This window comes from Krasilnikovia sp. MM14-A1259 (assembly GCF_047159535.1).
GTDB lineage: Bacteria > Actinomycetota > Actinomycetes > Mycobacteriales > Micromonosporaceae > Actinoplanes.
The window spans coordinates 4,296,576-4,319,034 of sequence record NZ_BAAGAJ010000002.1; the positions used below are offsets into that span (position 1 = coordinate 4,296,576).

At 72.6% G+C, this 22,459-nt stretch carries 24 protein-coding genes; 9 read left to right on the forward strand and 15 right to left on the reverse strand.

Translation table 11 applies throughout. From position 1 onward, the window contains the following. Positions 1-2: 2 nt before the first annotated feature. The 4 genes from ACMCNK_RS19405 to ACMCNK_RS19420 all read right to left on the reverse strand — a co-directional run bounded on the left by ACMCNK_RS19405 (position 3) and on the right by ACMCNK_RS19420 (position 3,220). Positions 3-905, reverse strand: a complete 903-nt coding sequence (locus ACMCNK_RS19405) for a septum formation family protein (RefSeq protein ID WP_412737816.1) — start codon at positions 903-905, stop codon at positions 3-5. A 94-nt stretch (positions 906-999) separates the two neighbouring features. Further along, entirely contained in the window at positions 1,000-1,428 is a 429-nt protein-coding gene (gene panD / locus ACMCNK_RS19410) for an aspartate 1-decarboxylase (protein WP_412740915.1), read from the reverse strand. After that, a complete protein-coding gene (panC, locus tag ACMCNK_RS19415; RefSeq protein ID WP_412737817.1) occupies positions 1,428-2,261 on the reverse strand; it encodes a pantoate--beta-alanine ligase in 834 nt (277 codons plus the stop codon). Before panC ends, panD begins: the two co-directional genes overlap by 1 nt. Continuing rightward, positions 2,258-3,220 (reverse strand): Rossmann-like and DUF2520 domain-containing protein, encoded by a 963-nt coding sequence (locus ACMCNK_RS19420; RefSeq protein ID WP_412737818.1) that lies wholly within the window; start codon positions 3,218-3,220, stop codon positions 2,258-2,260. The genes panC and ACMCNK_RS19420 overlap by 4 nt, the downstream gene beginning before the upstream one ends. Before the next feature lie 151 nt (positions 3,221-3,371). On the opposite strand from ACMCNK_RS19420, the gene ACMCNK_RS19425 reads away from it, so the two are divergent. Both ACMCNK_RS19425 and ACMCNK_RS19430 read left to right on the forward strand, forming a co-directional pair. Further along, complete coding sequence (locus ACMCNK_RS19425; protein WP_412740916.1) at positions 3,372-4,346, forward strand: SAM-dependent methyltransferase; 975 nt, start codon at positions 3,372-3,374, stop codon at positions 4,344-4,346. A gap of 211 nt (positions 4,347-4,557) precedes the next feature. After that, positions 4,558-5,682 (forward strand): NADH-quinone oxidoreductase subunit D, encoded by a 1,125-nt coding sequence (locus ACMCNK_RS19430; RefSeq protein ID WP_412740917.1) that lies wholly within the window; start codon positions 4,558-4,560, stop codon positions 5,680-5,682. A gap of 5 nt (positions 5,683-5,687) precedes the next feature. On the opposite strand, the gene ACMCNK_RS19435 is transcribed toward ACMCNK_RS19430, so the two are convergent. Next, complete coding sequence (locus ACMCNK_RS19435) at positions 5,688-6,017, reverse strand: hypothetical protein (protein ID WP_412737819.1); 330 nt, start codon at positions 6,015-6,017, stop codon at positions 5,688-5,690. A 411-nt stretch (positions 6,018-6,428) separates the two neighbouring features. Between ACMCNK_RS19435 and ACMCNK_RS19440 the strand changes: the two genes are divergently transcribed. Further along, positions 6,429-6,875 carry a hypothetical protein gene (locus tag ACMCNK_RS19440; protein WP_412737820.1) on the forward strand — a complete coding sequence of 149 codons (447 nt, stop codon included), beginning with the start codon at positions 6,429-6,431 and terminating at the stop codon, positions 6,873-6,875. Between the two features lie 144 nt (positions 6,876-7,019). Here ACMCNK_RS19440 and ACMCNK_RS19445 read toward each other — a convergent pair whose 3' ends face one another. From ACMCNK_RS19445 to ACMCNK_RS19455, 3 genes are all read right to left on the reverse strand, one after another. Further along, the gene (locus tag ACMCNK_RS19445; protein WP_412737821.1) at positions 7,020-8,021 is read right to left on the reverse strand and encodes a glycine betaine ABC transporter substrate-binding protein; all 1,002 of its coding nucleotides are present in this window, start codon (positions 8,019-8,021) and stop codon (positions 7,020-7,022) included. 170 nt (positions 8,022-8,191) lie between these two features. Next, entirely contained in the window at positions 8,192-8,899 is a 708-nt protein-coding gene (locus ACMCNK_RS19450) for an ABC transporter permease (RefSeq protein ID WP_412737822.1), read from the reverse strand. Beyond that, positions 8,896-9,612: an ABC transporter permease gene (locus tag ACMCNK_RS19455; protein WP_412737823.1), complete on the reverse strand. Its 717-nt coding sequence runs from the start codon at positions 9,610-9,612 to the stop codon at positions 8,896-8,898. The genes ACMCNK_RS19450 and ACMCNK_RS19455 overlap by 4 nt, the downstream gene beginning before the upstream one ends. Before the next feature lie 2 nt (positions 9,613-9,614). Here ACMCNK_RS19455 and ACMCNK_RS19460 point away from each other — a divergent pair, with 2 nt between their 5' ends. After that, positions 9,615-10,625: an ABC transporter ATP-binding protein gene (locus ACMCNK_RS19460; RefSeq protein ID WP_412737824.1), complete on the forward strand. Its 1,011-nt coding sequence runs from the start codon at positions 9,615-9,617 to the stop codon at positions 10,623-10,625. A gap of 13 nt (positions 10,626-10,638) precedes the next feature. Here ACMCNK_RS19460 and ACMCNK_RS19465 read toward each other — a convergent pair whose 3' ends face one another. The 7 genes from ACMCNK_RS19465 to folP form a co-directional block, all read right to left on the reverse strand. Further along, complete coding sequence (locus ACMCNK_RS19465) at positions 10,639-11,130, reverse strand: hypothetical protein (protein WP_412737825.1); 492 nt, start codon at positions 11,128-11,130, stop codon at positions 10,639-10,641. Positions 11,131-11,210: 80 nt separating this feature from the next. Beyond that, entirely contained in the window at positions 11,211-11,501 is a 291-nt protein-coding gene (locus ACMCNK_RS19470; RefSeq protein WP_412737826.1) for a hypothetical protein, read from the reverse strand. Between the two features lie 67 nt (positions 11,502-11,568). Continuing rightward, a complete protein-coding gene (locus ACMCNK_RS19475; RefSeq protein WP_412737827.1) occupies positions 11,569-12,696 on the reverse strand; it encodes an ABC transporter permease in 1,128 nt (375 codons plus the stop codon). Positions 12,697-12,789: 93 nt separating this feature from the next. Next, positions 12,790-13,269 carry a DUF3180 domain-containing protein gene (locus ACMCNK_RS19480; protein ID WP_412740918.1) on the reverse strand — a complete coding sequence of 160 codons (480 nt, stop codon included), beginning with the start codon at positions 13,267-13,269 and terminating at the stop codon, positions 12,790-12,792. A gap of 35 nt (positions 13,270-13,304) precedes the next feature. Next, positions 13,305-13,832, reverse strand: coding sequence for a 2-amino-4-hydroxy-6-hydroxymethyldihydropteridine diphosphokinase (gene folK, locus ACMCNK_RS19485; RefSeq protein WP_412737828.1), 528 nt, complete (start codon positions 13,830-13,832; stop codon positions 13,305-13,307). After that, positions 13,829-14,188, reverse strand: coding sequence for a dihydroneopterin aldolase (folB, locus tag ACMCNK_RS19490; RefSeq protein ID WP_412737829.1), 360 nt, complete (start codon positions 14,186-14,188; stop codon positions 13,829-13,831). Before folB ends, folK begins: the two co-directional genes overlap by 4 nt. A 130-nt stretch (positions 14,189-14,318) precedes the next feature. Continuing rightward, the gene (gene folP / locus ACMCNK_RS19495; RefSeq protein ID WP_412740919.1) at positions 14,319-15,131 is read right to left on the reverse strand and encodes a dihydropteroate synthase; all 813 of its coding nucleotides are present in this window, start codon (positions 15,129-15,131) and stop codon (positions 14,319-14,321) included. A 364-nt stretch (positions 15,132-15,495) separates the two neighbouring features. Here folP and ACMCNK_RS19500 point away from each other — a divergent pair, with 364 nt between their 5' ends. The 5 genes from ACMCNK_RS19500 to ACMCNK_RS19520 all read left to right on the forward strand — a co-directional run bounded on the left by ACMCNK_RS19500 (position 15,496) and on the right by ACMCNK_RS19520 (position 22,366). Then, positions 15,496-15,792, forward strand: a complete 297-nt coding sequence (locus tag ACMCNK_RS19500; RefSeq protein WP_412737830.1) for a hypothetical protein — start codon at positions 15,496-15,498, stop codon at positions 15,790-15,792. Positions 15,793-15,807: 15 nt separating this feature from the next. After that, positions 15,808-16,170, forward strand: coding sequence for a hypothetical protein (locus ACMCNK_RS19505; protein WP_412737831.1), 363 nt, complete (start codon positions 15,808-15,810; stop codon positions 16,168-16,170). Positions 16,171-16,429: 259 nt separating this feature from the next. Beyond that, positions 16,430-19,852, forward strand: a complete 3,423-nt coding sequence (locus ACMCNK_RS19510; protein ID WP_412737832.1) for an ATP-binding protein — start codon at positions 16,430-16,432, stop codon at positions 19,850-19,852. Further along, complete coding sequence (locus ACMCNK_RS19515) at positions 19,853-21,811, forward strand: MFS transporter (RefSeq protein WP_412737833.1); 1,959 nt, start codon at positions 19,853-19,855, stop codon at positions 21,809-21,811. 6 nt (positions 21,812-21,817) lie between these two features. After that, positions 21,818-22,366 carry a hypothetical protein gene (locus ACMCNK_RS19520; protein WP_412737834.1) on the forward strand — a complete coding sequence of 183 codons (549 nt, stop codon included), beginning with the start codon at positions 21,818-21,820 and terminating at the stop codon, positions 22,364-22,366. Positions 22,367-22,459 lie beyond the last annotated feature (93 nt).

A 22,459-nucleotide genomic window follows, 5' to 3' on the forward strand; every position in this document is an offset into this window, starting at 1 on the left:
AGTTACTTGTACAAGATCGGCAATCCGGCGTTTCCCTTGCCCTTCACCGACGACGTGAGCGTGGCGCCGTCCACCCACAGGTAGCAGCGCACCGCGTGGTCGCCGAGCGCCCACACGTCCGCACCGCCGGGCAGGGACACCACCCCGGTGCGGTACTGCTGGTCGGCGTCGTTGGGCACACCCGCGTACGTGGCGATGACCGAGCGGCAGCCGGCGTGGAACTTGGCCCACTGCTCGTCGGTCTTCGGGTACGGCAGGGTGCCCGCGTTCCACACGCCGACGAACTCGGCGTTGTGCTTGCCGGTGCAGGCCGCCGCAGGCATCGTGTCGATCGCCCCGGCCGGGGTGAGCTTCACCGCGTAGCAGGTGAGCAGCAGTGGCGAGGCCGGCCGGGCGAGCGCCCCCTTGAGGCTGCCGGTACGCGGGACCGCGGGGCCGCCGTCCTCGACCGAGCTGACCTCGACGAGTTCGCAGCGGAACCAGCGGGCGCCGCCGGTCCACGCCGCCGCGGACGGGTGGGTGACGCCGATCCACAGGCGCGCGGTGCGCCACGGGCCGCCGGCGAACGACGCGGACTTCAGGTCACAGGTCCGGTACGCCTGGCTCGCCTCGGCGGACGCCGGGACGGGTGGTGCCGTCCCGCCGTCCGGGTAGCGCCCGACGTACACCGTCTCGGTGCGGTGCGGCTGGGCGCAGTCGACCTGCTCGTACGCCGAGCGCGGCCCCACCGGGGCGTACGCGGCGGCGTGGCAGGTCTGGGCGTCCGGGGTGAAGCCCGTGGGGGCGGCGATCGGCGTCCAGTCGTCGGTGATGTTGCCGTCGACTCCTTCGGGCAGGCCGCAGCCCGCGCCGAGGACCATCACGACCAGGCCCGCGGCCACCAGCCCGCTCAGGCGGTGTCGCATGAACCCCTGCCTCCAGAGCGCCACAGATGTCCCTTTTGTCAATCATATGGCATTCGTACGGAGGCAGCGTGCTTCACACTGCGCGCGGCAGCGCTCAGGCGCGCGCCATCGTCAGGTCGCCCCGGACCAGGTCGTCGGCCATGCCGGGCACCGCACCCGCCGGGTCCGCGTCCAGCGAGATGATCCGGTTCTGCGCGTCGACGTGCACGATCCGCGGCTCGTACGACCGGGCCAGCTCGCTGTCCATCTGCCCGTACGAGATGAGGATGACCAGGTCACCGGGGTGCACGAGATGTGCGGCGGCACCGTTGATGCCGATCACGCCGGTGCCGCGCTCGCCCGGGATCACGTACGTCTCCAGACGCGCCCCGTTGGTCACGTCCACAATCGCGACCTGCTCGCCGGGAATCAGGTCGGCCGCGTCCAGCAGGTCGGAATCCACGGTCACCGAGCCGACGTAGTGCAGGTCGGCCTGGGTCACGGTGGCCCGGTGGATCTTCGACTTGAGCATCGTGCGCAGCATCATGCGGCAATCTCCAACTGGAGCGGAACGTTGTCGATCAGGCGGGTGGTGCCGACCCGGGCTGCCACGAGCAGCCGGGCCGCTCCCTGAGCCGGGGCAGGGCCCAGCTCCGGGTCGGTCAGGGCAAGATAGTCGACCTGGACGCCCGTACTGTCGGCCAGGATCGCGGCGGCTGCAGCGAGTGCGGCCTCGGCCACGGTGTGGGAGGCGCCGGCCCGCAGCGCGCGCGACAGCGCGAGCGCGGCCGTGCGCTCCTCGGCCGACAGATAGCGGTTACGGCTGGACAGCGCCAGGCCGTCCGGCTCGCGCACGGTCGGCACCCCGCGGATCTCGGTGCCGATCTCCAGGTCGCGGGCCATCCGGGTGATCAGGGCGAGCTGCTGGTAGTCCTTCTCCCCGAAGAACGCCAGGTGGGCGCGGGTCAGCAGGAGCAGCTTGCAGACCACCGTGAGCATCCCGGCGAAGTGGCCCGGGCGGCTGGCCCCCTCCAGGATCGTGCCCATCGCGCCCGCGTCCACGGTCACGGTGGGCGAGCCACCCGGGTACATCTCCTCGCGGGACGGGGCGAACACCGCGTCCACCCCCTCGGCCCGGCACGCCTCGAGGTCGGCGTCCAAGGTGCGCGGGTAGCGGTCGTAGTCCTCGTTCGGGCCGAACTGCAGCGGGTTCACGAAGATCGTGACGAGTACGTGGTCCGCGTGCCGCCGCGCCGTACGCATCAGCTCGCGGTGCCCCTCGTGCAGCGCCCCCATGGTCATGACCACGGCGACCGTGCCGGGCAGCGCCTTGCGCGCGGCATCCAGCTCGGCGCGGGTGTGCAGCAGATCCGTCATGAAGCGGCCTCCTCGACTCGTGCTGCACCGACAACGCCCGCCGGACCGGCCTCGACGCGGCCCATCGGCGCGGACCCGGTCCGGGCCGCCTCGGCGAGCACGTCCAGCAGCGCCACCGCATCCTGCGGGCGCAGCCGCCCGGCCGCGATCGCCCGGTCCGCGGTGCGCCGGGCCAGCGCCAGGTAGGCGGGCGCGGACTCGGCCGGGATCCGGTCGAGATGCTTGCGTACGGTGCCCGCGTCCCCGCGCGACACCGGGCCGGTCAGCGCCGCGTCACCCATGGCCAGTGCGTTGTCCAGCGCGGCGTGCAGCAGCGGGGCCAGCACCGCGCCGGGGCGTTCCACCCCGGCCGCGCGGAGCAGGTCGGCGGCCTCGTTCACGAGCGTGACCAGGTGGTTCGCGCCGTGCGCCAGCGCGGCGTGGTACACGGGCCGGGCGTCCTCGGCGACCCACTCCGGTACGCCGCCCAGGTCCGTCACCAGCCGGGCGGCGAACGGGCGCAGCGGTGCGGGGGCGGTCAGCCCGTACGCGATGCCGGGCAGCCGGTCCAGGTCGGCGGCGCCGCCCGTGAACGTCATCGCCGGGTGCAGCGCGATCCCGGCGGTGTCGCCGAACACGGCGATGCCGTGGGCGCCGGACGTGTGCGCGACGATCTGGCCCTCCGGCTGGGCACCGGTCGTACGCAGCCCGGACACCACGCCGGCGAGCGCGTCATCGGGCACGGCCACCAGCAGCAGATCCGTCGCGGCGCGCGCGACCTCGTCGGCGGGCAGCACCGCGGCGTACGGAAGAAGATTGGCGATGCGGTCGCGGGAGGCCGCGGAGACCCCGGCGGCGGCGACCACATGGTGGCCCGCGGCGGCCAGAGCCGCGCCCAGGACGGCGCCCACCCGCCCGGCGCCGACAACACCGACGACCAGCGGTTCGGCCCGGTCTCGGGCGCGCGGCACTGCGCTCATGTTCGGATCCAGTCCTCAGCGATTGGGGTACCGGTCGTGGAGAAGTATGCGCCGACGTGACACACCCGTGACAACCACCTGTGAACAACTGCACCTCGGCTCAACCTAGGGTGGCGGTGTGACGGGGCGGCAGGTCGGATGGCGCACGGCGATGCGGGACGCGCTGTACGGCCCGACCGGATTCTTCACCAGCGACGCGACCGGGCCCGCCGGGCATTTCCGGACCAGCGTGCACGCCTCGCCGCTGTTCGCCGGAGCGCTGCACCGGCTCGTCAGCCGCCTCGACGCCGCCCTGCGGCACCCGCCGAGATTCGACGTGGTGGACGTCGGCGCCGGACGCGGCGAACTGCTCACCGCGCTGCACCCGCTGCTCGCCGAATCCCTCGGCAGCCGGGCCCGGCTGACCGCGGTCGAGCTGGCTTCCCGGCCGCCCGGGCTGAACCCGGAGATCGCGTGGCGTCCCGACGTCCCGGACGGCGTCGTGGGCCTGCTGCTGGGCACGGAATGGCTGGACAACGTGCCGCTGGACGTGGCCGAGACCGACCGGGAGGGGCGGGCCCGCCGGGTGCTGGTCGATCCGGTGACCGGAGCCGAGTCGCTGGGCGCCCCGGTCGATGCCGCGGACGCGTTCTGGCTGGCGCGCTGGTGGCCGCTGCGATCACCCGGGGACCGCGCCGAGATCGGCTGGCCCCGCGACGTCGCCTGGGCCGACGCCGTGTCCGCGGTCCGGCGCGGGTGCGCGCTCGCGATCGACTACGGGCACCTGCGCGGCGACCGGCCGCCGCACGGAACGCTCACCGGGTTCCGGGCGGGCCGCCAGGTGGTGCCCGTACCGGACGGGGGCTGCGACGTCACCGCGCACGTGGCCGTCGACGCGGTCGCGACCGGGGTCGGCCGCCCGTACGTGCTGCTGCGGCAGCGGGCGGCGTTGCAGGCCCTGGGGGTGTCGGGGGCCCGCCCGCCGCTCGATCAGGCGGGCACCGACCCGGGGGGCTATCTGCGGGCGCTGAGCCGGGCGGGCGCCGCGGCCGAACTCACCGACGCGGCCGGGCTGGGCAGCCACTGGTGGCTGCTGCACGGCGTCGGCATCGACCCGCCCCTGTCCGACGTCCCCGGCCACCCCTGACTTTCCGATCCCGCGCGCCCACGCACCCGGCCTGCCCCGGCCAAGCGCCGATCTTGGAGGCTGGGAGGCATTCTGAGGGCCGGTGTCCTCCAAGATCTCGCCGGGATCCACTCGCCGCCCACGCTCCGGGCGGCGGGGCGGCGCGCCCGCGCACGGCCGGGCGGCGGGTGGACCCCTACGATCGGAGATCGTGAGCAGCGATCTGCGCGAGATGACCGTCGGCACCGGCGCCGGGCTCGACACGGCCGACATGGTGCTCAACATCGGGCCGCAGCACCCGTCCACGCACGGGGTGCTCCGCCTGCGGCTCACCGTCGACGGCGAACGGGTCGTGGCCTGCGAACCGATCATCGGATACATGCACCGGGGCGCGGAGAAACTGTTCGAGGTGCGCGACTACCGCCAGATCATCGTGCTGGCGAACCGGCACGACTGGCTGTCCGCGTTCGCCAACGAGCTCGGTGTGGTGCTGGCGGTCGAACGGCTGATGGGCATCGAGGTGCCCGAACGCGCGGTCTGGCTGCGGATGGTCCTCGCCGAACTCAACCGGGTCCTCAACCACCTGATGTTCCTCGGGTCGTACCCGCTGGAGATCGGCGCGATCACCCCGATCTTCTACGCGTTCCGGGAACGCGAGACGCTGCAGGCGGTGCTGGAGGAGGTCTCCGGCGGGCGGATCCACTACATGTTCAACCGCGTCGGCGGGCTGAAGGAGGAGGTGCCCGCGGGCTGGACCCGGCGCGCCCGGGAGGCCATCGCGCTGGTCCGCAGCCGGATGCCCGACATCGACCGGCTGATCCGGAACAACGACATCTTCCTCGCCCGCACCGTCGGTGTCGGCGTGCTGACCGCCGAGCAGGCCGCCGCGTACGGGGCGTCTGGGCCGGTCGCGCGGGCCAGCGGGCTCGACATCGACCTCCGCCGCGACGAGCCCTACCTCGCGTACGACCAGCTCGATGTGCCCGTGGTGACCCGTACCGCCGGTGACTGCCACGCCCGCTTCGAGGTGCTGTTGGAGCAGGTGTACGTCTCACTGGCGCTGGCCGAGCAGTGCCTCGACCGGGTGGACCAGCTCAGCGGCCCGGTCAACGTACGGCTACCCAAGGTGGTCAAGGCCCCCGAGGGGCACACGTACGCGTGGACCGAGAACCCGCTCGGCATCAACGGGTACTACCTGGTGTCGCGTGGGGAGAAGACACCGTGGCGGATGAAGCTGCGCACCGCCTCGTACGCCAACGTGCAGGCGTTGGCCACCCTCATCCCGGGCTGCCTGGTGCCGGACCTGATCGCGATCCTCGGTTCGATGTTCTTCGTGGTCGGTGACATCGACAAGTAGCCCGGCTACCAGCGGCTGCGCTGATGCCAGTCGCCGGAGGGCTGTCGCCAGTCGTAGTCGTCGCCCAGCGGATCCTCGTCGTACGGGTCCGGGGCCGTCACGCCGTACCCGGGGTGGCCGGGCTCGGGTCCGTAGCCGAACTCGTCGTCGACGTCGTCGGGCCGCGACCGGCGCCCGGTGTAGCCGAGATCCACCGCGGTGATGTCAGCGCGGCGTTTCCCGCCGCCGTCCGCGGGACGCTCGTACAGGGCCGGGTCTGGCTCGGGCGGACGGGGTGCGGCGTACGGGCCGCCGGGCCGGTGGCTGAACTGCTGGGGGACAGCCGGAGGCGCCAACGGGGACTCGCCCGGCAGCGGCGACGGCGGGCGACCCGATGACGGCCCCGGCGCCGGGGGCACCGGTGTTGGTTCGCCCGGCCATGGCGGAACCTGCGGTGATGCATGCGGCAGCGGGGCGACCGGCGGGTTCCTGGGCGGACGGGTGACCGACGACGCCTGCGCCACCGGGCCACGCTGGCGCGGCATCGCACCGCCGGCCGGACCGAGCGGCGGCCCAGCCGAGAGCGGCGGCGGACCAACTTGGAGAGGCGGCGGCCCAGCCGGAACGGGCGGCAGCCCAGATGGGAGGGGTGGCGGCCCAGCCTGAAGAGGCGGCGGCCCAGATGGGAGGGGTGGCGGCCCAGCCTGAAGAGGCGGCGGCCCAGATGGGAGGGGTGGCGGCCCAGCCTGAAGAGGCGGCGGACCAACTTGGAGAGGCGGCGGCCCTGCTGGGAGGGGTGGCAGCACAGCGGCTACGGGTGGCGGTCCGGCTGGGACCGGTGGCACCGCGGCGGAGCCGGTGGGCACGGGGGCACGGGCGCCCGTGACCGCGCCGGGCTCGGGACGGCCTGGGGTGCGCACCTGGCCGAGCTCGTCCTGCAGGGCCTGCACACGATGGTGGGTGGCCCGGGCCGCCGCGGCGACCTCACCGCGCAGTTGCTCGCGCAGGGTTTCGACCTCGGCGGCGACGCGGTCCTCGACGTCCATCCGCATCAGCACCGGGTCGTTGCGGATCAGCAGCGAGGCTCCGATGAACACGACACAGACCGCGATGAGCAGGACCGCGACCCGCATCGACGTGTCGCCCCCGACCAGTGCGACGATCGCCGCGACCGGAGCCAGCCCGACGCCGGCCCAGATGAGAAGACGGGGTAGCCGGGCGCTGTGCCCGTCACGGTGCTGCTGATGCGCTTCCCGGTCCGGCATGATGGCCGATCGTACCCACCGGTGGGCCGGCACGAAACGGGCGGACGAGCCCGGGGACGGCACCGCCCCCGGGCTTCACACGCCCGGCGAGGGTCAGCCTGCGGCCAGTGCCGCGTCCGAACTGAACACCAGCCCCACGCTGATCGTGCCCTGCTTGAGGGCGGACTTGGTGAGCGGGCCACCCGCGTCCAGCGAGGTGAACTTGCCCGCCTGGAAGTCGTACGTGGACACGAGCCCGGCCTGGCACTTGGGCCGCTGCGGGCACTCGGGCGGACCTCCGAGGATCGTGGCCGCCCCGGAGCACTTGCCCGCGAGGTCGGACAGCGTCGTGAGGCCGTACTTGTCGGCGAAGCCCTGGGTCACGGCGAACGCGTTCTGATCCTGAGCGGACGACGGGGTGCCGAAGACCAGGCCGACTTTGCCGCCGAGAGCCGTGAGGTTGCTCATCGTGGTGTTGAGGTCGGGTGAGGACGGGTCCTTGGCGTCCTTGCCGTTCACCTTGCCGTTGAGGAACGTGGCGAGCGTGGCCGCGTACTCGGGCACCACCTCGATCTCGCCCTTTTCGAGGGCCGGCTCGTACAGCTCGCGGTTGCCGATCTGCTGCACCTTGACGGTGTAGCCGGCCGCGGTGAGGACGATGCGGTAGAGCTCACCGAGCGTGGCGCTCTCCGTGAAGTTCCCCGCGCCGACCTTGATCGTGCCGCCTGGGCCCTTCGCGAGGCCGGCGGTCAGGTTGTTCGCCGTGGCGAACTCCTGCGCCGCAGTCTTGGACGTCTTGCGGTCGACGTCGACCGCCTTGTTCAGCTCGATGAGCTTGGGCGTGTCGAGGGCGGCCGACACCTTGTCGAGCGCCGCGACGAGCTGCGGCGACGAGGATGCATTGTGGACGGCCGCAACGACGTTGTCCGTGTTCTGCAGGTGCTTGTCGTCCGCGAGGACGACCAGCTTGTCCCCGGGGATGGGGGCGCATCCCGCGCCCGCGAGGGCGGCGCTGGGCGGGGCCGCAGTGCCGGACGAGCCGGACTGGCCGCAGCCGGTGAGGACGACAACCGCGGCTGCCAGGCAGCCGGTCATGGTGAGCAGGTGTCGACGCATGGTGCCGCCTTCTGTGTCCCGGCGCGGCCGGTGGCCGTGCCGCGTGTCCGACGGGCGGTAGATCTCCGATGCCCGCATCTGGTCGCCGCGCGCATCGCGTGCGGCATCCCCCCATCCCACAACGGGGGTACGACAACCTCCGCCCCAGCACGTCCGGCGTTGCCAAAGCGTTACCCGGCGGAGGGGGCCCGGGAACGTCTCCGGGTACGCAGCCCGCGCGGGGTGACGAGCCACTGCACGCCGGCGAGCAGCGCCTCCACGATCAGCGCGAGCATCGCCACGACCAGGCCGCCGCCGACGATCTGCGCCCCACCGCCGTTGCTCATGCCGATCCCGAATCCGGCGCTGATGATCTGGCCCAGCCCGCCGCCGTTCACGAACGCCGCCAGCGCCGCGGTCGCCACCACCTGCACCGACGCGGTACGCAGCCCCGCCGCCAGATACGGCACCGCCAGCGGCAGCTCCACCCGCCGCAGCAACTGCCCGCCGGACAGTCCCATCCCCCGCGCGGCGTCCCTGATCTCCGGATCGACCTGACGCACCCCGGTGTACGCGTTGGCCAGCAGCGCCGGAACCGCGAACACCGCGAGCGCGACCACCACCGGCAGCCTGCCGAAGCCGAGCGGGGTCAGCGGCAGGATGGTCAGCAGCGCCAGTGTCGGTACGGCGAGGGTGAGATTGGCCAGCGTGACCACCGGCCCGCCGCCCCGGCCGCGGTGCCCCAGCCAGATGCCGAGCGGCCAGCCGACGAGGCAGCCGAGCAGCACCGCCCACGCACTGATGATCAGGTGCTCCCGCAGCCGGTCCAGCAGGGCGCCCGGGTTGGTCCAGTTGAGCGGGTCGTTGAGCCAGATCAGCCCGTCGGAGAAGTAGTTCACGACCGGCGCCCCCGGGTCCACGGGGTGAGCAGCCGGCCCAGCCCGGCCAGCAGCAGGTCCAGCACCAGCGCCAAGGCCACGCACAAGACCGTTCCGGTGAGGATCTCGGCCCGGTAGAAGTTGCTGTTGAAGCCGCCCAGGATGAGGTCACCGAGGCCGCCGTTGCCGATCAGCGCCCCGATCGTCACCAGGGCCACGGTCGACACGGTCGCCAGTCGCAGCCCGGTGAGCAGAGCGGGCAGGGCCAGTGGCAGCTCGATGCGCCACAGCCGGCCGACCCGGCCGTACCCCATGCCGGCGGCCGCGTCGCGCACGGCGCCGGGCACACCGACAAGCCCGGCCAAGGTGTTGCGGACCAGTACGAGCAGGGCGTACAGCACCAGGGCGATGAGCACGGACGTGTCGTTCGTCGTCCCCACCGCGGGTGCGACCAGCGCGAGCAGCGCGAGTGAGGGAATCGTGTACAGGACACTGGAGAGTGCGAGAATCGGCGCGGTCAGCGGTCGCCACCAGTAGGCGACGACCGCGAGCGGCACGGCCACGAGCAGCGCGATGAGCACCGCTCGGGCGGTGAGGCCCGCGTGGAACGCGAGCTTCTCCAGGATGGTGTCGGCGTTCTCGTGCAGGTAGCTCCAGGAGATCCACGGATTTCCCGGCCGGGTGCCGACGGGGGCGGCCGGCGACCGCACCGGCACCCAGGACAGGAAGGACACACGTGGACGCTACCGCGAGCGACCCCGGCGCCGGGCACGGCGCGGCCTCGATCACCGTGGAGCAGGTGGGCAAGGTCTATCCGGACGGTACGGTCGCGGTCGGCGACATCACCCTGGAGGTACGCGCGGGCGAGCTGGCCGTCCTGATCGGCCCGTCCGGCTGCGGCAAGTCCACGGTGCTGCGGATGCTGAACCGGCTGATCGAGCCGTCCAAGGGCCGGATCCTGCTGGACGGCGAGGACATCGCGGGGCAGGATCCGGTGGCGTTGCGCCGCCGCATCGGATATGTGATCCAGGACGTCGGGCTGTTCCCGCACCAGACGATCCGGACCAACGTCGGCACGGTGCCGCGGCTGCTCGGCGGCGAACGCAAGCAGATCCGCGCCCGGGCGGACGAGCTGCTGGAGCTGGTCGGGCTGGACCCGGCGCGGCACGGCGACCGGTACCCGCACGAGCTGTCGGGCGGCCAGCGGCAGCGGGTGGGGGTGGCCCGGGCGCTGGCGGCCGACCCGGTCGTGCTGCTGATGGACGAGCCGTTCTCCGCGGTGGACCCGATCGTACGGGGCCGGCTGCAGGAGGAGTTCCTGCGCCTGCAGGCCACGGTCCGCAAGACGATCGTGCTGGTCACCCACGACATCGACGAGGCGGTCCGGCTCGGTGACCGGATCGCGGTGCTGGCCGAGGGCGGCCTGCTCCTGCAGTACGCGCCGCCCGCGGAGGTGCTCAGCGCCCCGGCGTCCGAGACGGTGGCCCGGTTCGTCGGGGCGGACCGGGGGATCCGCCGCCTCGCGGTCACCCGCGTGCGGGATGCGATGCGCCCGCTCAGCGGGACCGAGGACGTGCAGCGGCTGCCCGCGATCCCCGACTCGGGCACGCTCTACGACGCGCTGGCCGCGATGCTCACCGACGACACCCTCAACGTGGTCGTCATCCGGGACGGGCGCCCCGTCGGCACGGTGTCCCGCTCGGCGATCTTCGCGACGCCCGGCGGTCAGGACCGGGCCACGGCCTGACCTGCGCCGGAGATCAGCCGGTACCGCGCCGTCCGCCCAGCGTGGCGATGCCGACGATCCACCCGACGAACAGACCGTACGTGGCGCCGTCGCCGGCGGCCCGGAACGCGGCGAGCAGCGTCGGGTTCGCCAGGATCAGCGTGGTGAACAGTGCCGCGAAGCCGCCCGCGAAGATGTACGCCGCCCAGCCCGCGAGCAGCTGGCTGATCGTGCCGCGGGCGCGGGCGAGCTGGGAGCCGGGCAGCAGGTACAGCAGCACCGCGGTCAGCACGACGAGCAGGATCGCCTTGAGGTCGTCGACGACGATCTCCCGCAACGAGTCGTTCGTGCTGAGCCGCCAGTGCGGCCAGCCGAGCAGGCGCAGCCACCAGCCGGCCGCGGTGCCGGGATCGGTGTTCTTCCCCGCCCAGTCCGTGTACCACGGGCTGCCGAAGATCAGGACGAGAACGAGTGCGGCGAGGGTACCCGCACCAGGCGCGGTCCGATAGCGATTGCCGATTGCCATGCGCCCGTTGATTCCCAATGGAATCCGCGGGTCAAACGCGATGGCAAAAATACCCGTGAATGTCCGCGTTCCGGCGGTGTTCAGTGCTTTTGCAGGTAATCGATGAACGCCGCGCGCAGCAGCGGCTCATGCTCGCCGTACCCCGCGCCGTGCCCGGTCAACTCGCGCCACAACGCGACGGCCTCGTCGATCGTCGGGCCGACCGAGTTCGGGGCGCCGTCGAGCCCCGATGCCTCGTCGGAGTCCGGCAGATGCTTGAGGACCGACCAGAAGAAACCGACGTCGCGGCGCTCCCGCGCACGGACGAAGGCCCGCTCGCGCAGCTGATCCGTCGAGAGGGCGTCCAGCTCGGCGAAGGTGGCATCGGTCATGGTGCCAGCATATGTCCCGCGCCGGACCGGAGGTCCGCAGACGCGGCCCGCGCGGCCGGCGGCGAGATCAGCGGCCGCCGCCCCACGGGCCGTCGTCCCACTGGTCGCCGCGGCGCTGTGCGCCGACCCCGGTCGACCAGGTCTCGGGCAGATCGGGGCGCCACGTGGGGGACGTGGTGGACTCGGCGGGCGGGTCGGGCTGCCAGTCCGGCTCCGCGTCCGGCACCGTCCGGGACCGCCCGTACGTCTCGACGAGCCGGGTGATCACCAGCCCCCCGCCGACCGCGCAGGCGGCGGTCGCGAACAGCGCGATGTGGAAGGCGCGCCGGTCCGCGTAGTCCAGGTACAACGTCATCGCGACCACCGCCAGCAGCGTCCCGAAGATCCCGCCGCGCCGCCCGTACGCGCTCGTGCCCGCGACCAGGGCGGTGCCCAACGCGATGCCGGTCCACTCCAGGCCCGTGCCGGGCACGATCGGCCGGCTGGACTGCGCCGCGAGCAGGATCCCCGCCACGATCGCGAACACCGACGACGCGACCAGCGAGCCGATCACCGGCAGGGCGGTCCCCTTCCGGCGCAGAGCCGGGTCGGTCGCCGCGCGCATCGCCCCGAGCCGGCGGCGGACCGGCTCGAGCGCGCCGACGGCGCCGCCGAGCACCGCCAGCAGCGCGAATCCGCCGAACAGGAAGAACGCCTGGTTGGACGGGTCGTACCGGCCCTGCACGGCGACCGGCGCGGTGCGCAGCTGGTCGTACACGATGACCCCCATGCCCGCACCCAGGGTGACGACCCACCCGGGCACGTGCAGGGTGACGATGAGCAGCCCGGCCACCAGGCCGCCGACGGCCGCGATCGCCAGGGCGGGCACCGCGGCCTTGACCAGGCCCAGGTCGCCGTTCTCCGCGAAGTGCAGCGACGCGGCCAGCGCGATCGGCCCGACGGCCAGATTCGGTACGCCGGCCCGCAGCGTCACCCCCACGCCGAGCGTCAACAGGCCGATCGCGGTACCCGTGATGAGCAGATCGTCCAGGGCGGGCCGGCGCAGGCTGGCAGGGTCGAGCCGGTACAGCAGGAACCCGAGCGCGGCGGCCCCCAGCAGCAGGACGACCTCCCACCCGAGGTGGACACCGAGCCGGTCGCGGGCGTCGTCGCCCTGGCCGCCCCGCCGGCCGAACGCCACCTCGTCGTATGCCATCTCCGCCCCTCCAGGGTGTGGTCAAGGCGGCCGAGGCCGCCCCGGCTCACAATACGGAGGCACCCGTACCCGAGCTCAAGAACTGGACGCCCGTCAGCGACGTCCCGGACTCTTGTCGGAGTCGTCCTCATCCTTCTGGTCGGGTTGACGCGGCACCCGGCACGCCCGCTCCAGCCAGAGTGCCGCACCGACGAGCGCAACCGCGGACAGCACGCCGCCGATCGCGGCCGGAATGTCCGCCTGCGCCGCATGCGTCGGATCCAGCGCCAGCCAGGACAGCAGGCCCGCGGAGAACCCGGCGGACAGCGCCCCGGCCAGCGAGGACGCCTTGGCGAGCACCGCGTACCGCGCGACGGCCAGCGCGTCGACCGGCGCGGCGCCGCGGCGATGCTGGATCCGGGCCCGCGTGTTCTGCGCGAGCAGGAACTCGGCCACGGCCAGCGCGGCGAGCACGATGATCGGCGGCCACGGCAGCGGCGGCATCCGCCAGTACAGGGTGCTCAGCAGCAGCCAGCCGACGGCCGCGGCGCCCAGAGCCGCGACCACCAGCACCGACGGGTTCGTCGGCCGCATCGTGGGAGGGTGCCGGTCACCGCTGGGGTCGCTGGTCACGGCTCCGACTCTAACGGCAGGTCGGGCCGGGGGGTCAGCGCGACGACGTCCGCCGCGAGCGCGTTCGCGGTCAGCAGATCGGTCACCCAGCCATGGCCCGGAAGTTGCGCGTACGGCTGGAGGTCCAGCCACGGCTTGAGCACGAACGCCCGCTGATGCGCCCGGGGATGCGGCAACGTCAGCTCGGGGTCGTCCTGGCACACCGGCGCGCCGTCGTCCTGCCACACCGCGATGACGTCGACGTCCAGCGTGCGCGGTCCGAACCGCCGCTGCGGATCACGCACGCGCCCCGCGGCCGACTCCAGGGCACGTGCCCGGGCCAGCCACTGCTGCGGCCCGGCCGCCGGGTCCACCGCCAGCACGACCGCATTCAGGTACGGCGGCTGCTCGGTGTCCCCCCACGGCGGGGTCTCGTACACCCCGGAGGTGAGCACGACCGCGTCCCCCAGCCCGTGGACCGCGGCGCGCAGGTGTGCGTACCGGTCGCCGAGGTTGCTGCCCAGCGACAGGATCGACCGGGTCATCGGGCCCGCCGCAGGGTGACCGCCACGTCGGCGAACTCGTGCGGGACGGGCGCCTGAGGCTTGTGCACGGTGATCGTGGCGGCGGCGACCCGAGGGTCGTGCAGGCACACCGCGACGAGCCGGTCGGCGAGCGTCTCGATGAGGTCTACCGGCTCGCCCGCGACGACGGCGGCCAGCTCACCGGCCAGTTCCCCGTAGTGGACGGTGTCGGCGACGTCGTCACTGGCCGCGGCCGGGGCCAGGTCCAGCTCCAGTTCGGCGTCCACCACGAAGTCCTGGCCTTCCCGCCGCTCGTGGGGGTAGACGCCGTGGAAGCCGCGTACCCGCAGGCCCGTCAGCGTGATCAGGTCCGTCATGGATTCCCCTCTACCCCGCGCCCCGCCGGGTGGTGGGGTGCCTGATCGTGCCGGCCGCGTCCACCGCGGCATTGCGCATGCCCGGAGCCGGCGACCTCACTGGCGGCCGAGGCCGGCCGGCGGCGGCACCTCATGGCGCGTCCCGCAGGCGGGGACTGCCGGTGGCGGTCCAGACCGCGAGCGCGTCGGCGGTGGCGCGAACGTCGTGCACGCGGACCCCCCACGCGCCCGCGGCGACGGCCAGCACGCTGGTCGCGACGGTCGCGGCCTCCCGGTCGTCGACCGGGCGCGGCGCACCGTCGGGCCCGGCGAGCAGCCGGCCGAGGTACGACTTGCGGCTGGCCGCGAACAGCACCGGGAAGCCGAGAGCGACCAGCTCGCCGAGCCGGGCACTCAGCGCCCAGTTGTGCTCGGCGTGCTTGGCGAAGCCCAGACCCGGGTCCAGGATGAGCTGTCCGGGCGCGACCCCGGCGCCGGTCGCCGCCGCCACCCGCTCCAGCAGCTCGGCGCGGACCTCGGCGACCACGTCGGTGTAGGTCGCGTGCTCCTGCATGTGCCGGGAGTGCCCGCGCCAGTGCATCAGGATCCACGGGCAGCCGGCCGCGGCGACCACCGAGGCCATCTTCGGGTCGGCGAGCCCGCCGGAGACGTCGTTGACGATGGTCGCGCCCGCCTCCAGGGCGGCGGACGCCACCGCGGCACGACTGGTGTCGATGCTGATCGGGACGCCGGCCGCCGCCAGCTCCCGGATGACCGGAACGACCCGGGCGATCTCGGCGGCCGCGTCGACCCGTTCGGCGCCGGGCCGGGTGGACTCGCCGCCGACGTCCACGACCGCCGCCCCGTCGCGGTGCAGCGCGATGCCGTGGGCGACCGCGCTGTCCGGATCGCCGTAGCGGCCACCGTCCGAGAAGGAGTCCGGGGTCACGTTGAGCACGCCCATCACGACCGGGTGATTGCTGTGCAGGAGCCGGTCCCCGACGCCGACCGAGTTGTCCACAGGCACACGTTACCGACCACACGATCTTCGTACGCGCGTACGATCCGGGGTGACTCATCTTCAGTCACGCCCGCACCTTGGGTAACGAATCAGTCAGCTTGTAGGTAGGAAGTACGGCCCGTACTCTTCGGAACTGGGCATCATTAAAGGACCGAAGAGAGCAGATGGGCTTGGAAGGACTGCAGTGCCCTAACGGCTCACTCGACGTGGTGAGCAGGAAGTAGCACCATATGGGCGTTGCCGTCAGCGAGGCTACACAACTGCACCGTGCCCGGCGCCCCTCGCCGAGCACCCGGGAGGTACACCGATGATCGCCACCGCACTCGCCGCTCAGCTCGCGACGACGCTCCAGCACGCCGCGCTCGCGGCGCCTGCCGAGCCCAAGAGCATCAACACCGAGGGCGTCGTCACGTTCTTCGCGAGCAACATCGCGCCGATCCTGCTCGCCGTGCTCGGCGTCATCTTCATCGGCCGGGCCAGCCGGGGCGAGATCTCGAAGGTGTTGACGAGCTCGGCGATCGCCATCGTGGGCCTGGCGTTCATCGCCGGGGCGGCGACCCTGTTCTTCGTCGGCGACTACCTCATCAACCTCCTCTTCACCTAGGCCGCAGGCGGACATATGCGGCTGCGCACCGACGACGACATCTACCGGGCCCGGCTGGTCTACCTAGGACCGCCGGGTTACACGCTCCCGGTCCACCTGCCGTACGCGCAGTACGGCATGTTCGTCGGGCTCGTGCCACTGTTCATGCTGCTGCACTACCTGATGACCCTGGACTTCGACGCGTTCCCGGCCTGGGAGATCGCCCTGGCCATGGTGACGACGTCGTACGTGTTCCGGCACGTCGATCCCGACCGGCCCGCCCGGGTGGTCATCCGCACCGCGCTCACCGACTGGCGCCGCACCCGCGAGCCGGCCGTGGAGCGACGCGATCCGAGACTTGTCGCTACTCGCATCCGGGTTCGGGAGGAGCTGATATGACCGGTCCGACCAGTCCTGCGGCGTGCCCGAACGGGGCAACCGCATGACCGAACCCACTCCGCCGGGGCATCCTCGCGCGGCCCTATCCCCCGCAGGCAGGCAAGGTAACGGTGTGCGCTCGAACAACTACCCCTCGCCCCCCTTTCCCGGTGAGGATGCCGATCTCGAGCCCGAGGTCGTGACGAGCCCCGGGCACGGCGCGGTCGGCGTGTTCCAGGCGCCCCAGCACGTTCGCCCCAGGCCATCCGTGGACACCACGATGGACATCGACTCGCCCTTCCTCGACCTGTTCGGTGGCGCCCCCGCTCCGGGTCAGCCCTCCGCTCCCGTCCTGGATACCCCGCCGGGCGAGCAGTATGCCGACGACGGCCCGGATTTCGGCCTGATGTTCGAGGGCACCACTACCGACGAGCCGCCGCTACCGTCCGCATCGGACGCTGTGGAGCCGGCGGAAGTCCTCCCGGCCGCTGAGCCGCCCGCCGCCGACGGCATCGCGGAGGCGGCGGCGCCGGAGGTCACGACGTTCACGCGGGTGCCGTCCGGGCCGCCCGCGGACTATTTCGACGATTCCGGTGCCCCAGACCTGATCTTCGACGATTCCGACCTCGATGACTGGCAGGACCAGGTCACCCCCGGCGTGCTGCCGGTCGGCGCCGCCCTTCCGGCCACCCTGACGGCGGCCACGACTCCGGACGTACCGGTCACGACACCGCCGCTGTGGCAGACGGTGGCGGCTCCCGGCTCCAGCGCGACGGCCCCGGGGGTCACCGCGGTGCCCGACATCCAGCCGGACGGCACGCGAGCCGGCCCCTCGGCCCAGGGCCTCCAGCATTCCGACTCGCCGCGAGCGGGGTCGCCGCCGACCGACCCGGCAACGGCCGCACAGACGTACGATCCGGCGCTCGCGGGCCGGGCCGACCGGCCGGCGAACCGCGCCGAGCATGCGCCCGCGCACCGCACCGGCAAGTCCGCGGGCCGGCGCAAGGGGCGGCGCGGCCGCGCCGCCGAGGGCACCACCGGCGCCGAGCCGGCGAACCTGCCGGCCGTCACCGGGCCCGCGGAGCCGGACCGCAAGCAGCGGAAGAAGAAAGACCCCAAGCCCGTGCCGCTGCGCCCGCACAAGCTGCGGTTCAGCGACCGGGACCCGGCCGTCGAGCTGGAGATCACCGAGATCGCGGGGCACCTGACGTTCACGCAGAGCACGGTCACCGCCTGGTACAACCTGCCCGAGGTGCGCTGGGCCTTCCGCCCCGACGCCGAACGCGAGGCCCTGCTCGCCGCGATCTCCGAGCAGTACGCGGGCCTCGCCGGCTTCCGGCTGCACCTGCGCCGCACCAGCCGGCCGTTCCCGGCCGACGAGTGGGCCCGCACGGTGGATTCCTTCACCGCCAAGCCGCTGCCCGACGTCAGCGGCGCCACCTCCTGGTCCGACCACCTCGTCGCGGCTCAGCGGCACCTGCTGTCGGTCAACCATGCCGAGGGCCAGACGTTCCTGGGGGTGACGTTCGCCCGGCGCTCGCTGGGCGACACGTTCGCCGAGCGCATCCTGCGGATCGTCGGCAAGGGCACCACGGATGGGGAGCGCCGCAAGCTGGGCCGCACGGTCGAGCAGTTCGACGAGGTGCTCAACGCGTTCGGCATGCGCGGGCGGCGGGTCACCCCGCAGGAGCTGGAGTGGCTGCTGTTCCGCTCGGTCGCCCTCTGCATGGCTCCGCCCGGCCCGCTCTCCCCGGTCACCCACGGGCAGTGGGAACGCGGCGACCTGCTGGCCCTGACCGAGCAGGTGGAGCGCTACCGCACCCCGTACGGATCGACCGTCAAGCTGGTCAACCGCATGTCCGGCGAGGAACGCCACGTGGCGGTGCTGTCCGTGGGCCGGATGGAGCCGCTGGAGATTCCGGAGAAGCACGAGCCGTGGCTGCACTTCCACGAGCGGCTGCCGTGGCCCATGGAGCTCTCCTCGCGCATCGACATCCTCGGCTCGACCAGCTCCTTCAAGAACCTGGAGCACCGGCTGCGGATGATCCGGTCCCAGCAGCTTGACTACGCCGAACACGGTATCGACGCCCCGCCCGAGCTGGAGCGCCTGGCCAAGCGGGCGCTGGTGATCGGCGACGAGATGACCACCGGCCTGCCGGTCGAGTCGGCCCGCGCGCACGGCTGGCATCGGATCGCGGTCGGCGGCGCCAACCGGGAGGAATGCCTGGAGCGGGCGCGCCGCCTCATCCAGCTCTACTCCCGGGAGCTGCGCATCTCGCTGCAACACCCGAAGAACCAGGACCAGCTGGCGCGCGAGTTCATCCCCGGCGAGCCGATCGCCAACACCGGATACGTCCGCCGGATGCCGGTCAAACTGCTGGCCGCCGCGCTGCCGCAGGCCGCCAGCACGGTCGGCGACCGCCGGGGTGACCTGATCGGGCGTACCGCGGGGACGTGTCGGCGGCCGGTCTTCCTCGACCTGCACTTCCCCATGGAGGTGCGGGAGCGCTCCGGCCTCGGCGTGTTCGTCGCCGAGCCCGGCGGCGGCAAGTCGACGCTGATGGGCGCGCTGGGCTATCTGAACGCCCGGCGAGGCGTGCAGGTGACCCTGCTCGACCCGTCCGGCCCGCTGGCCCGGCTGTGCCACATGCCGGAGCTGCGGCCGTACTCGCGGGTGCTCAACCTGACCGGCTCGGAGCAGGGCACCCTGGCGCCGTACGCGCTGATCCCGACGCCGGTGCGCACCGAATTCCCGACCGGGCCGGCCGGTGACCGGGAGTTCGAGATCGCGGTCTCCAACGCCCGCGCCGAGCGTCGCATGCTCGTCCAGGACATCTGCTCCATGCTGGTCCCGCCGCAGGTCGCCAAGGAGGCCTCCACGGCTACCCTGCTGCGGCACGCGGTGCGCCAGGTGCCCGCCGAGGAGACCTCCACGATCGACGACGTGGTCACCACGTTGCAGCAGCTCGACGACGACGAGGGCCGGGAGCTGGCGAACCTGCTGCTCGACACCGCGGAGATGCCGCTGGCGCTGCTGTTCTTCGGCCGCCCGCCGCAGCACCTGCTCGGCGGCGACGCGACCCTGACGGTGATCACGATGGCCGGGCTGCGCCTGCCCGACCTGAAGATCGAGCGGGAGTACTGGTCCGCCGAGGAGTCCCTGGCGCTGCCGATGCTGCACACCGCACACCGGCTCGCCGTGCGCCGCTGCTACGGCGGCTCGATGTCGTCGCGCAAGCTGGTCGGCCTCGACGAGGCCCACTTCATGGAGGGTTGGCGTTCCGGGCGGTCGTTCCTGGTCCGGCTCGCCCGAGACTCCCGGAAATGGAACCTCGCCGCGCTGGTCGCCTCCCAGAACCCGCGTGACATCCTCGGCCTGGACGTGCAGAACCTGGTGTCGACCGTGTTCGTCGGGCGGATCGCCGAGGACCAGGAGATCGCCTCCGAGGCACTGCGCCTGCTGCGCGTCCCGGTCCACGACGGGTACGAGGCCACACTCGCCTCGCTGTCCCAGGTGGACACGTCGTCGGCGAGCCGGCTCGGGTTCCGGGAGTTCGTGATGCGCGACGTCGACGGCCGGGTGCAGAAGGTCCGGGTCGACGTGTCGTACGTCGAGGGGCTGCTGGAACACCTGGACACCACGCCCGCAACGAAGCCCGCACCCACCGCCATCACGTCGTCGCTCACCGACCTGGAGGTCTGAATGGTCCGGCGGGCGTGCGCCCTGCTGCTCACCGTGGTGGTCGCGGCGATCGCGTCGGTCGCGTGGGCGGTGGCGGCGCCGTCCGCCGCGTCAGCCGCCCTACCCGCCCGGGCGCCGGGTGGCCTCTGCAGCACCGAGGAGTGGCAGTCGGACTTCAAGGCGTGCGTCGACCGGCTGGCGGACGTGAGCGCGGACCGCGCCCAGTGCCTCACCCCGCCGACACCGAGCGCGCCGGACTCCGGGCTGGCGGGCTGGTTCGCCGAGCGCCCCGCGTCGTCGACCCTGCCCGGCCCCCAGGGCATCTACAGCCAATACGGCTACGCGGGCTACGCGTACACGACGTACGACCTGGACAGTGGGTGCGCGTCGACGCTCGTCGACCCGGACTACAAGTTCGAGACCACCGTGGCCAACGGTGAGTTCATGATCGCCACGGCGATCATCGGCGCGTCGAACGCGCTCCGCGAGCGCGCCTGGAACCCGGCGTCGCTGTGGGGCTGGGCCGATCCCCTGGTCGAGCAGGCCACGAGGGCGGTGTATGAGAAGGTCTTCAGCGTCTTCGGCGTCATCACCCTGGCCGTGGTGGGTCTGTACCTCATCTGGCGGTCGCAGCAGGCCGACATGGGGGCGGCGACCACCACGGCAGGGTGGGCGATCCTGGTCATGGTGGCGGTCACCGCGATCGCGGCGTGGCCGGTGCGCTCGGCGAACATCGCCGACCAGAGCCTCATCACCACGCTCGGCGTGGTCCACGACGCGGTCGGCCCACGCCCGCAGGACGGCGACAAGACGGCTGGCTGCAAGCTCGGCAAGCCGGATGCCTGCAAGGACAACCGCCCGCCAGCTGTGCGGGCCAGTGACACCGCCACCGAGACCATGCTGTACCGGAACTGGTTGCGTGGCCTTCTGGGCTCTGCCGACAGCACGACCGCGAAGAAGTACGGCATGGCGCTCTACGACGCCCGGTCGCTCACGTGGGACGAAGCCCAGAAGATGCGGGACAACCCGGACACCCGGCAGGCCACCCTCAACGCCAAGAAAGAGCAGTGGGAGAAGGTCGCCGAGCAGGTCAAGCAGGAGGACCCGGAGGCGTACGAGTACCTGCAGGGTGTCAACGGCATGGACCGCATCGGTGCCGGATTCATCGCCATGCTCGCGTCGGTGATGTTCGCAATGTTCGACCTGACCGCATCCCTTCTCGTCCTGCTGGGCTTCCTCGTCATCCGCTGGGCGGTGATCGCGGCGCCGATCCTGGGCACGATCGGCCTGCTGCGCCCGGCCAGTTCCGGCATCCGGCGGCTGGGCAACGCGGTGGTGGCGGCCCTGTTCAACATCGCGATCTTCGGCACCGGCGCGGCGATCTACCTCTTCGCGGTCGACCTGATCATGAACACGGCCAGCCTGCCCGGCTGGCTGCAGGTTGTCCTCGTCTGGCTGTGCGGTGTGGTGGGGTGGCTGCTGCTTCGGCCGTACCGGCGGATCACCCAGCTCGGCGGCAAGGACGGCACGGCCGCGATCACCTCGGCCGGTTCCTGGCACCGCAGGTTCTTCCGGGACATGCGCGAGGCCGCCAAGCTGGAAGTGGCCGACGCGGGCGGCACGCGGGAGCCGGTCATCGGCAAGGGCCGCACCGTCTTCGTCGAGCAGGCGAACCTGCGGCCGGAGGCACGCCTGGAGGACCCCGCACACGCCGCCGGACGCACCCAATTGGTCACCGCGGCGGCTCCGGGGCAGCCCGGCGGCGGGCCGGCGCCCCGGCCGGACGGCACCGAAAGCGGGCACGACGCTCCGGAACGGGTCCCCGCCACGACGGCGCCCGCGATCCGACCCCGGCGGCAACCTTCATGGACGGAGCCGGACGTGGCCGAGCGTCCCACGTCGTACGCTATCTACCGGCCGGAGATCGGCAGTACGGTCCGCGAGCCGGCGCCGCCTCGTACCCGCTCCGAGGCGAGGTGATCGGCCGTGCCGCGCGTCCTCGAACTGGGCCTCAACCGGATCTTCCGGTCCCGCTGGGGTGTCGCACTGGTCATCGCCGCGCTGGTGCTGGCAGTCGTCGGCATCGGCCGGCTGTTCTCCGACGGAGATGACCACGCCGGCGCGGTCATCTCCGCGGCGTCGCCGGCGCCAGCCCTCAGCGCTGACCCGAAAGACGACGACAGTGTGATCTCCCCCGATCCGCCGCCGTCGCCCACCAGCGATCCCGGCACGGCGGAACCTGAGGCGGTGGCGTACGCGTTCGCCTCCGCATGGGTGAACCACCAGAACGTCTCCGCAGGCGCCTGGCACGACGCCCTCGCCCCGAACGCGACAAAGGACCTCTCCGACGAACTGGCCGGAGTGAATCCGGCAGACGTACCCGCCGACCGGGTGCTCGGTCGGCCCACCGTCGTACCGGTCGGCGACGGCCTGGTCAACGCGGTGGTGACGACGAACGCGGGCAAGCTGACCCTGCGCCTGGTGGCGCCCGACCGCCATTGGCTGGTGGACGGCATCGACTGGGACTCCGCATGACCGAGTGCACCGAGCGCAGCGAGGGCCGCGAGGGCATGCCCAGCCAGCTCCGCATGACCGAGTGCACCGAGCGCAGCGAGGCCCGCGAGGGAG

Bases quoted from the DNA above. Each gene is read 5' to 3' on its own strand.
- ACMCNK_RS19480 (WP_412740918.1), bottom strand. From the start codon at position 13,269: ATGCGGCCGACGAACCCGTCGGTGCTGGTGGTCGCGGCTCTGGGCGCC.
- ACMCNK_RS19405 (WP_412737816.1), bottom strand. From the start codon at position 905: ATGCGACACCGCCTGAGCGGGCTGGTGGCCGCGGGCCTGGTCGTGATG.
- ACMCNK_RS19505 (WP_412737831.1), top strand. From the start codon at position 15,808: ATGCGGCTGCGCACCGACGACGACATCTACCGGGCCCGGCTGGTCTAC.
- folB (WP_412737829.1), bottom strand. From the start codon at position 14,188: ATGACGGACCTGATCACGCTGACGGGCCTGCGGGTACGCGGCTTCCAC.
- ACMCNK_RS19465 (WP_412737825.1), bottom strand. From the start codon at position 11,130: ATGGCAATCGGCAATCGCTATCGGACCGCGCCTGGTGCGGGTACCCTC.
- ACMCNK_RS19515 (WP_412737833.1), top strand. From the start codon at position 19,853: ATGGTCCGGCGGGCGTGCGCCCTGCTGCTCACCGTGGTGGTCGCGGCG.
- ACMCNK_RS19470 (WP_412737826.1), bottom strand. From the start codon at position 11,501: ATGACCGATGCCACCTTCGCCGAGCTGGACGCCCTCTCGACGGATCAG.
- ACMCNK_RS19445 (WP_412737821.1), bottom strand. From the start codon at position 8,021: ATGCGTCGACACCTGCTCACCATGACCGGCTGCCTGGCAGCCGCGGTT.
- panC (WP_412737817.1), bottom strand. From the start codon at position 2,261: ATGACGGATCTGCTGCACACCCGCGCCGAGCTGGATGCCGCGCGCAAG.
- panD (WP_412740915.1), bottom strand. From the start codon at position 1,428: ATGCTGCGCACGATGCTCAAGTCGAAGATCCACCGGGCCACCGTGACC.
- ACMCNK_RS19500 (WP_412737830.1), top strand. From the start codon at position 15,496: ATGATCGCCACCGCACTCGCCGCTCAGCTCGCGACGACGCTCCAGCAC.
- ACMCNK_RS19425 (WP_412740916.1), top strand. From the start codon at position 3,372: ATGCGGGACGCGCTGTACGGCCCGACCGGATTCTTCACCAGCGACGCG.
- folK (WP_412737828.1), bottom strand. From the start codon at position 13,832: ATGACCCGGTCGATCCTGTCGCTGGGCAGCAACCTCGGCGACCGGTAC.
- ACMCNK_RS19475 (WP_412737827.1), bottom strand. From the start codon at position 12,696: ATGGCATACGACGAGGTGGCGTTCGGCCGGCGGGGCGGCCAGGGCGAC.
- ACMCNK_RS19510 (WP_412737832.1), top strand. From the start codon at position 16,430: ATGGACATCGACTCGCCCTTCCTCGACCTGTTCGGTGGCGCCCCCGCT.
- ACMCNK_RS19420 (WP_412737818.1), bottom strand. From the start codon at position 3,220: ATGAGCGCAGTGCCGCGCGCCCGAGACCGGGCCGAACCGCTGGTCGTC.
- folP (WP_412740919.1), bottom strand. From the start codon at position 15,131: ATGGGCGTGCTCAACGTGACCCCGGACTCCTTCTCGGACGGTGGCCGC.
- ACMCNK_RS19430 (WP_412740917.1), top strand. From the start codon at position 4,558: ATGACCGTCGGCACCGGCGCCGGGCTCGACACGGCCGACATGGTGCTC.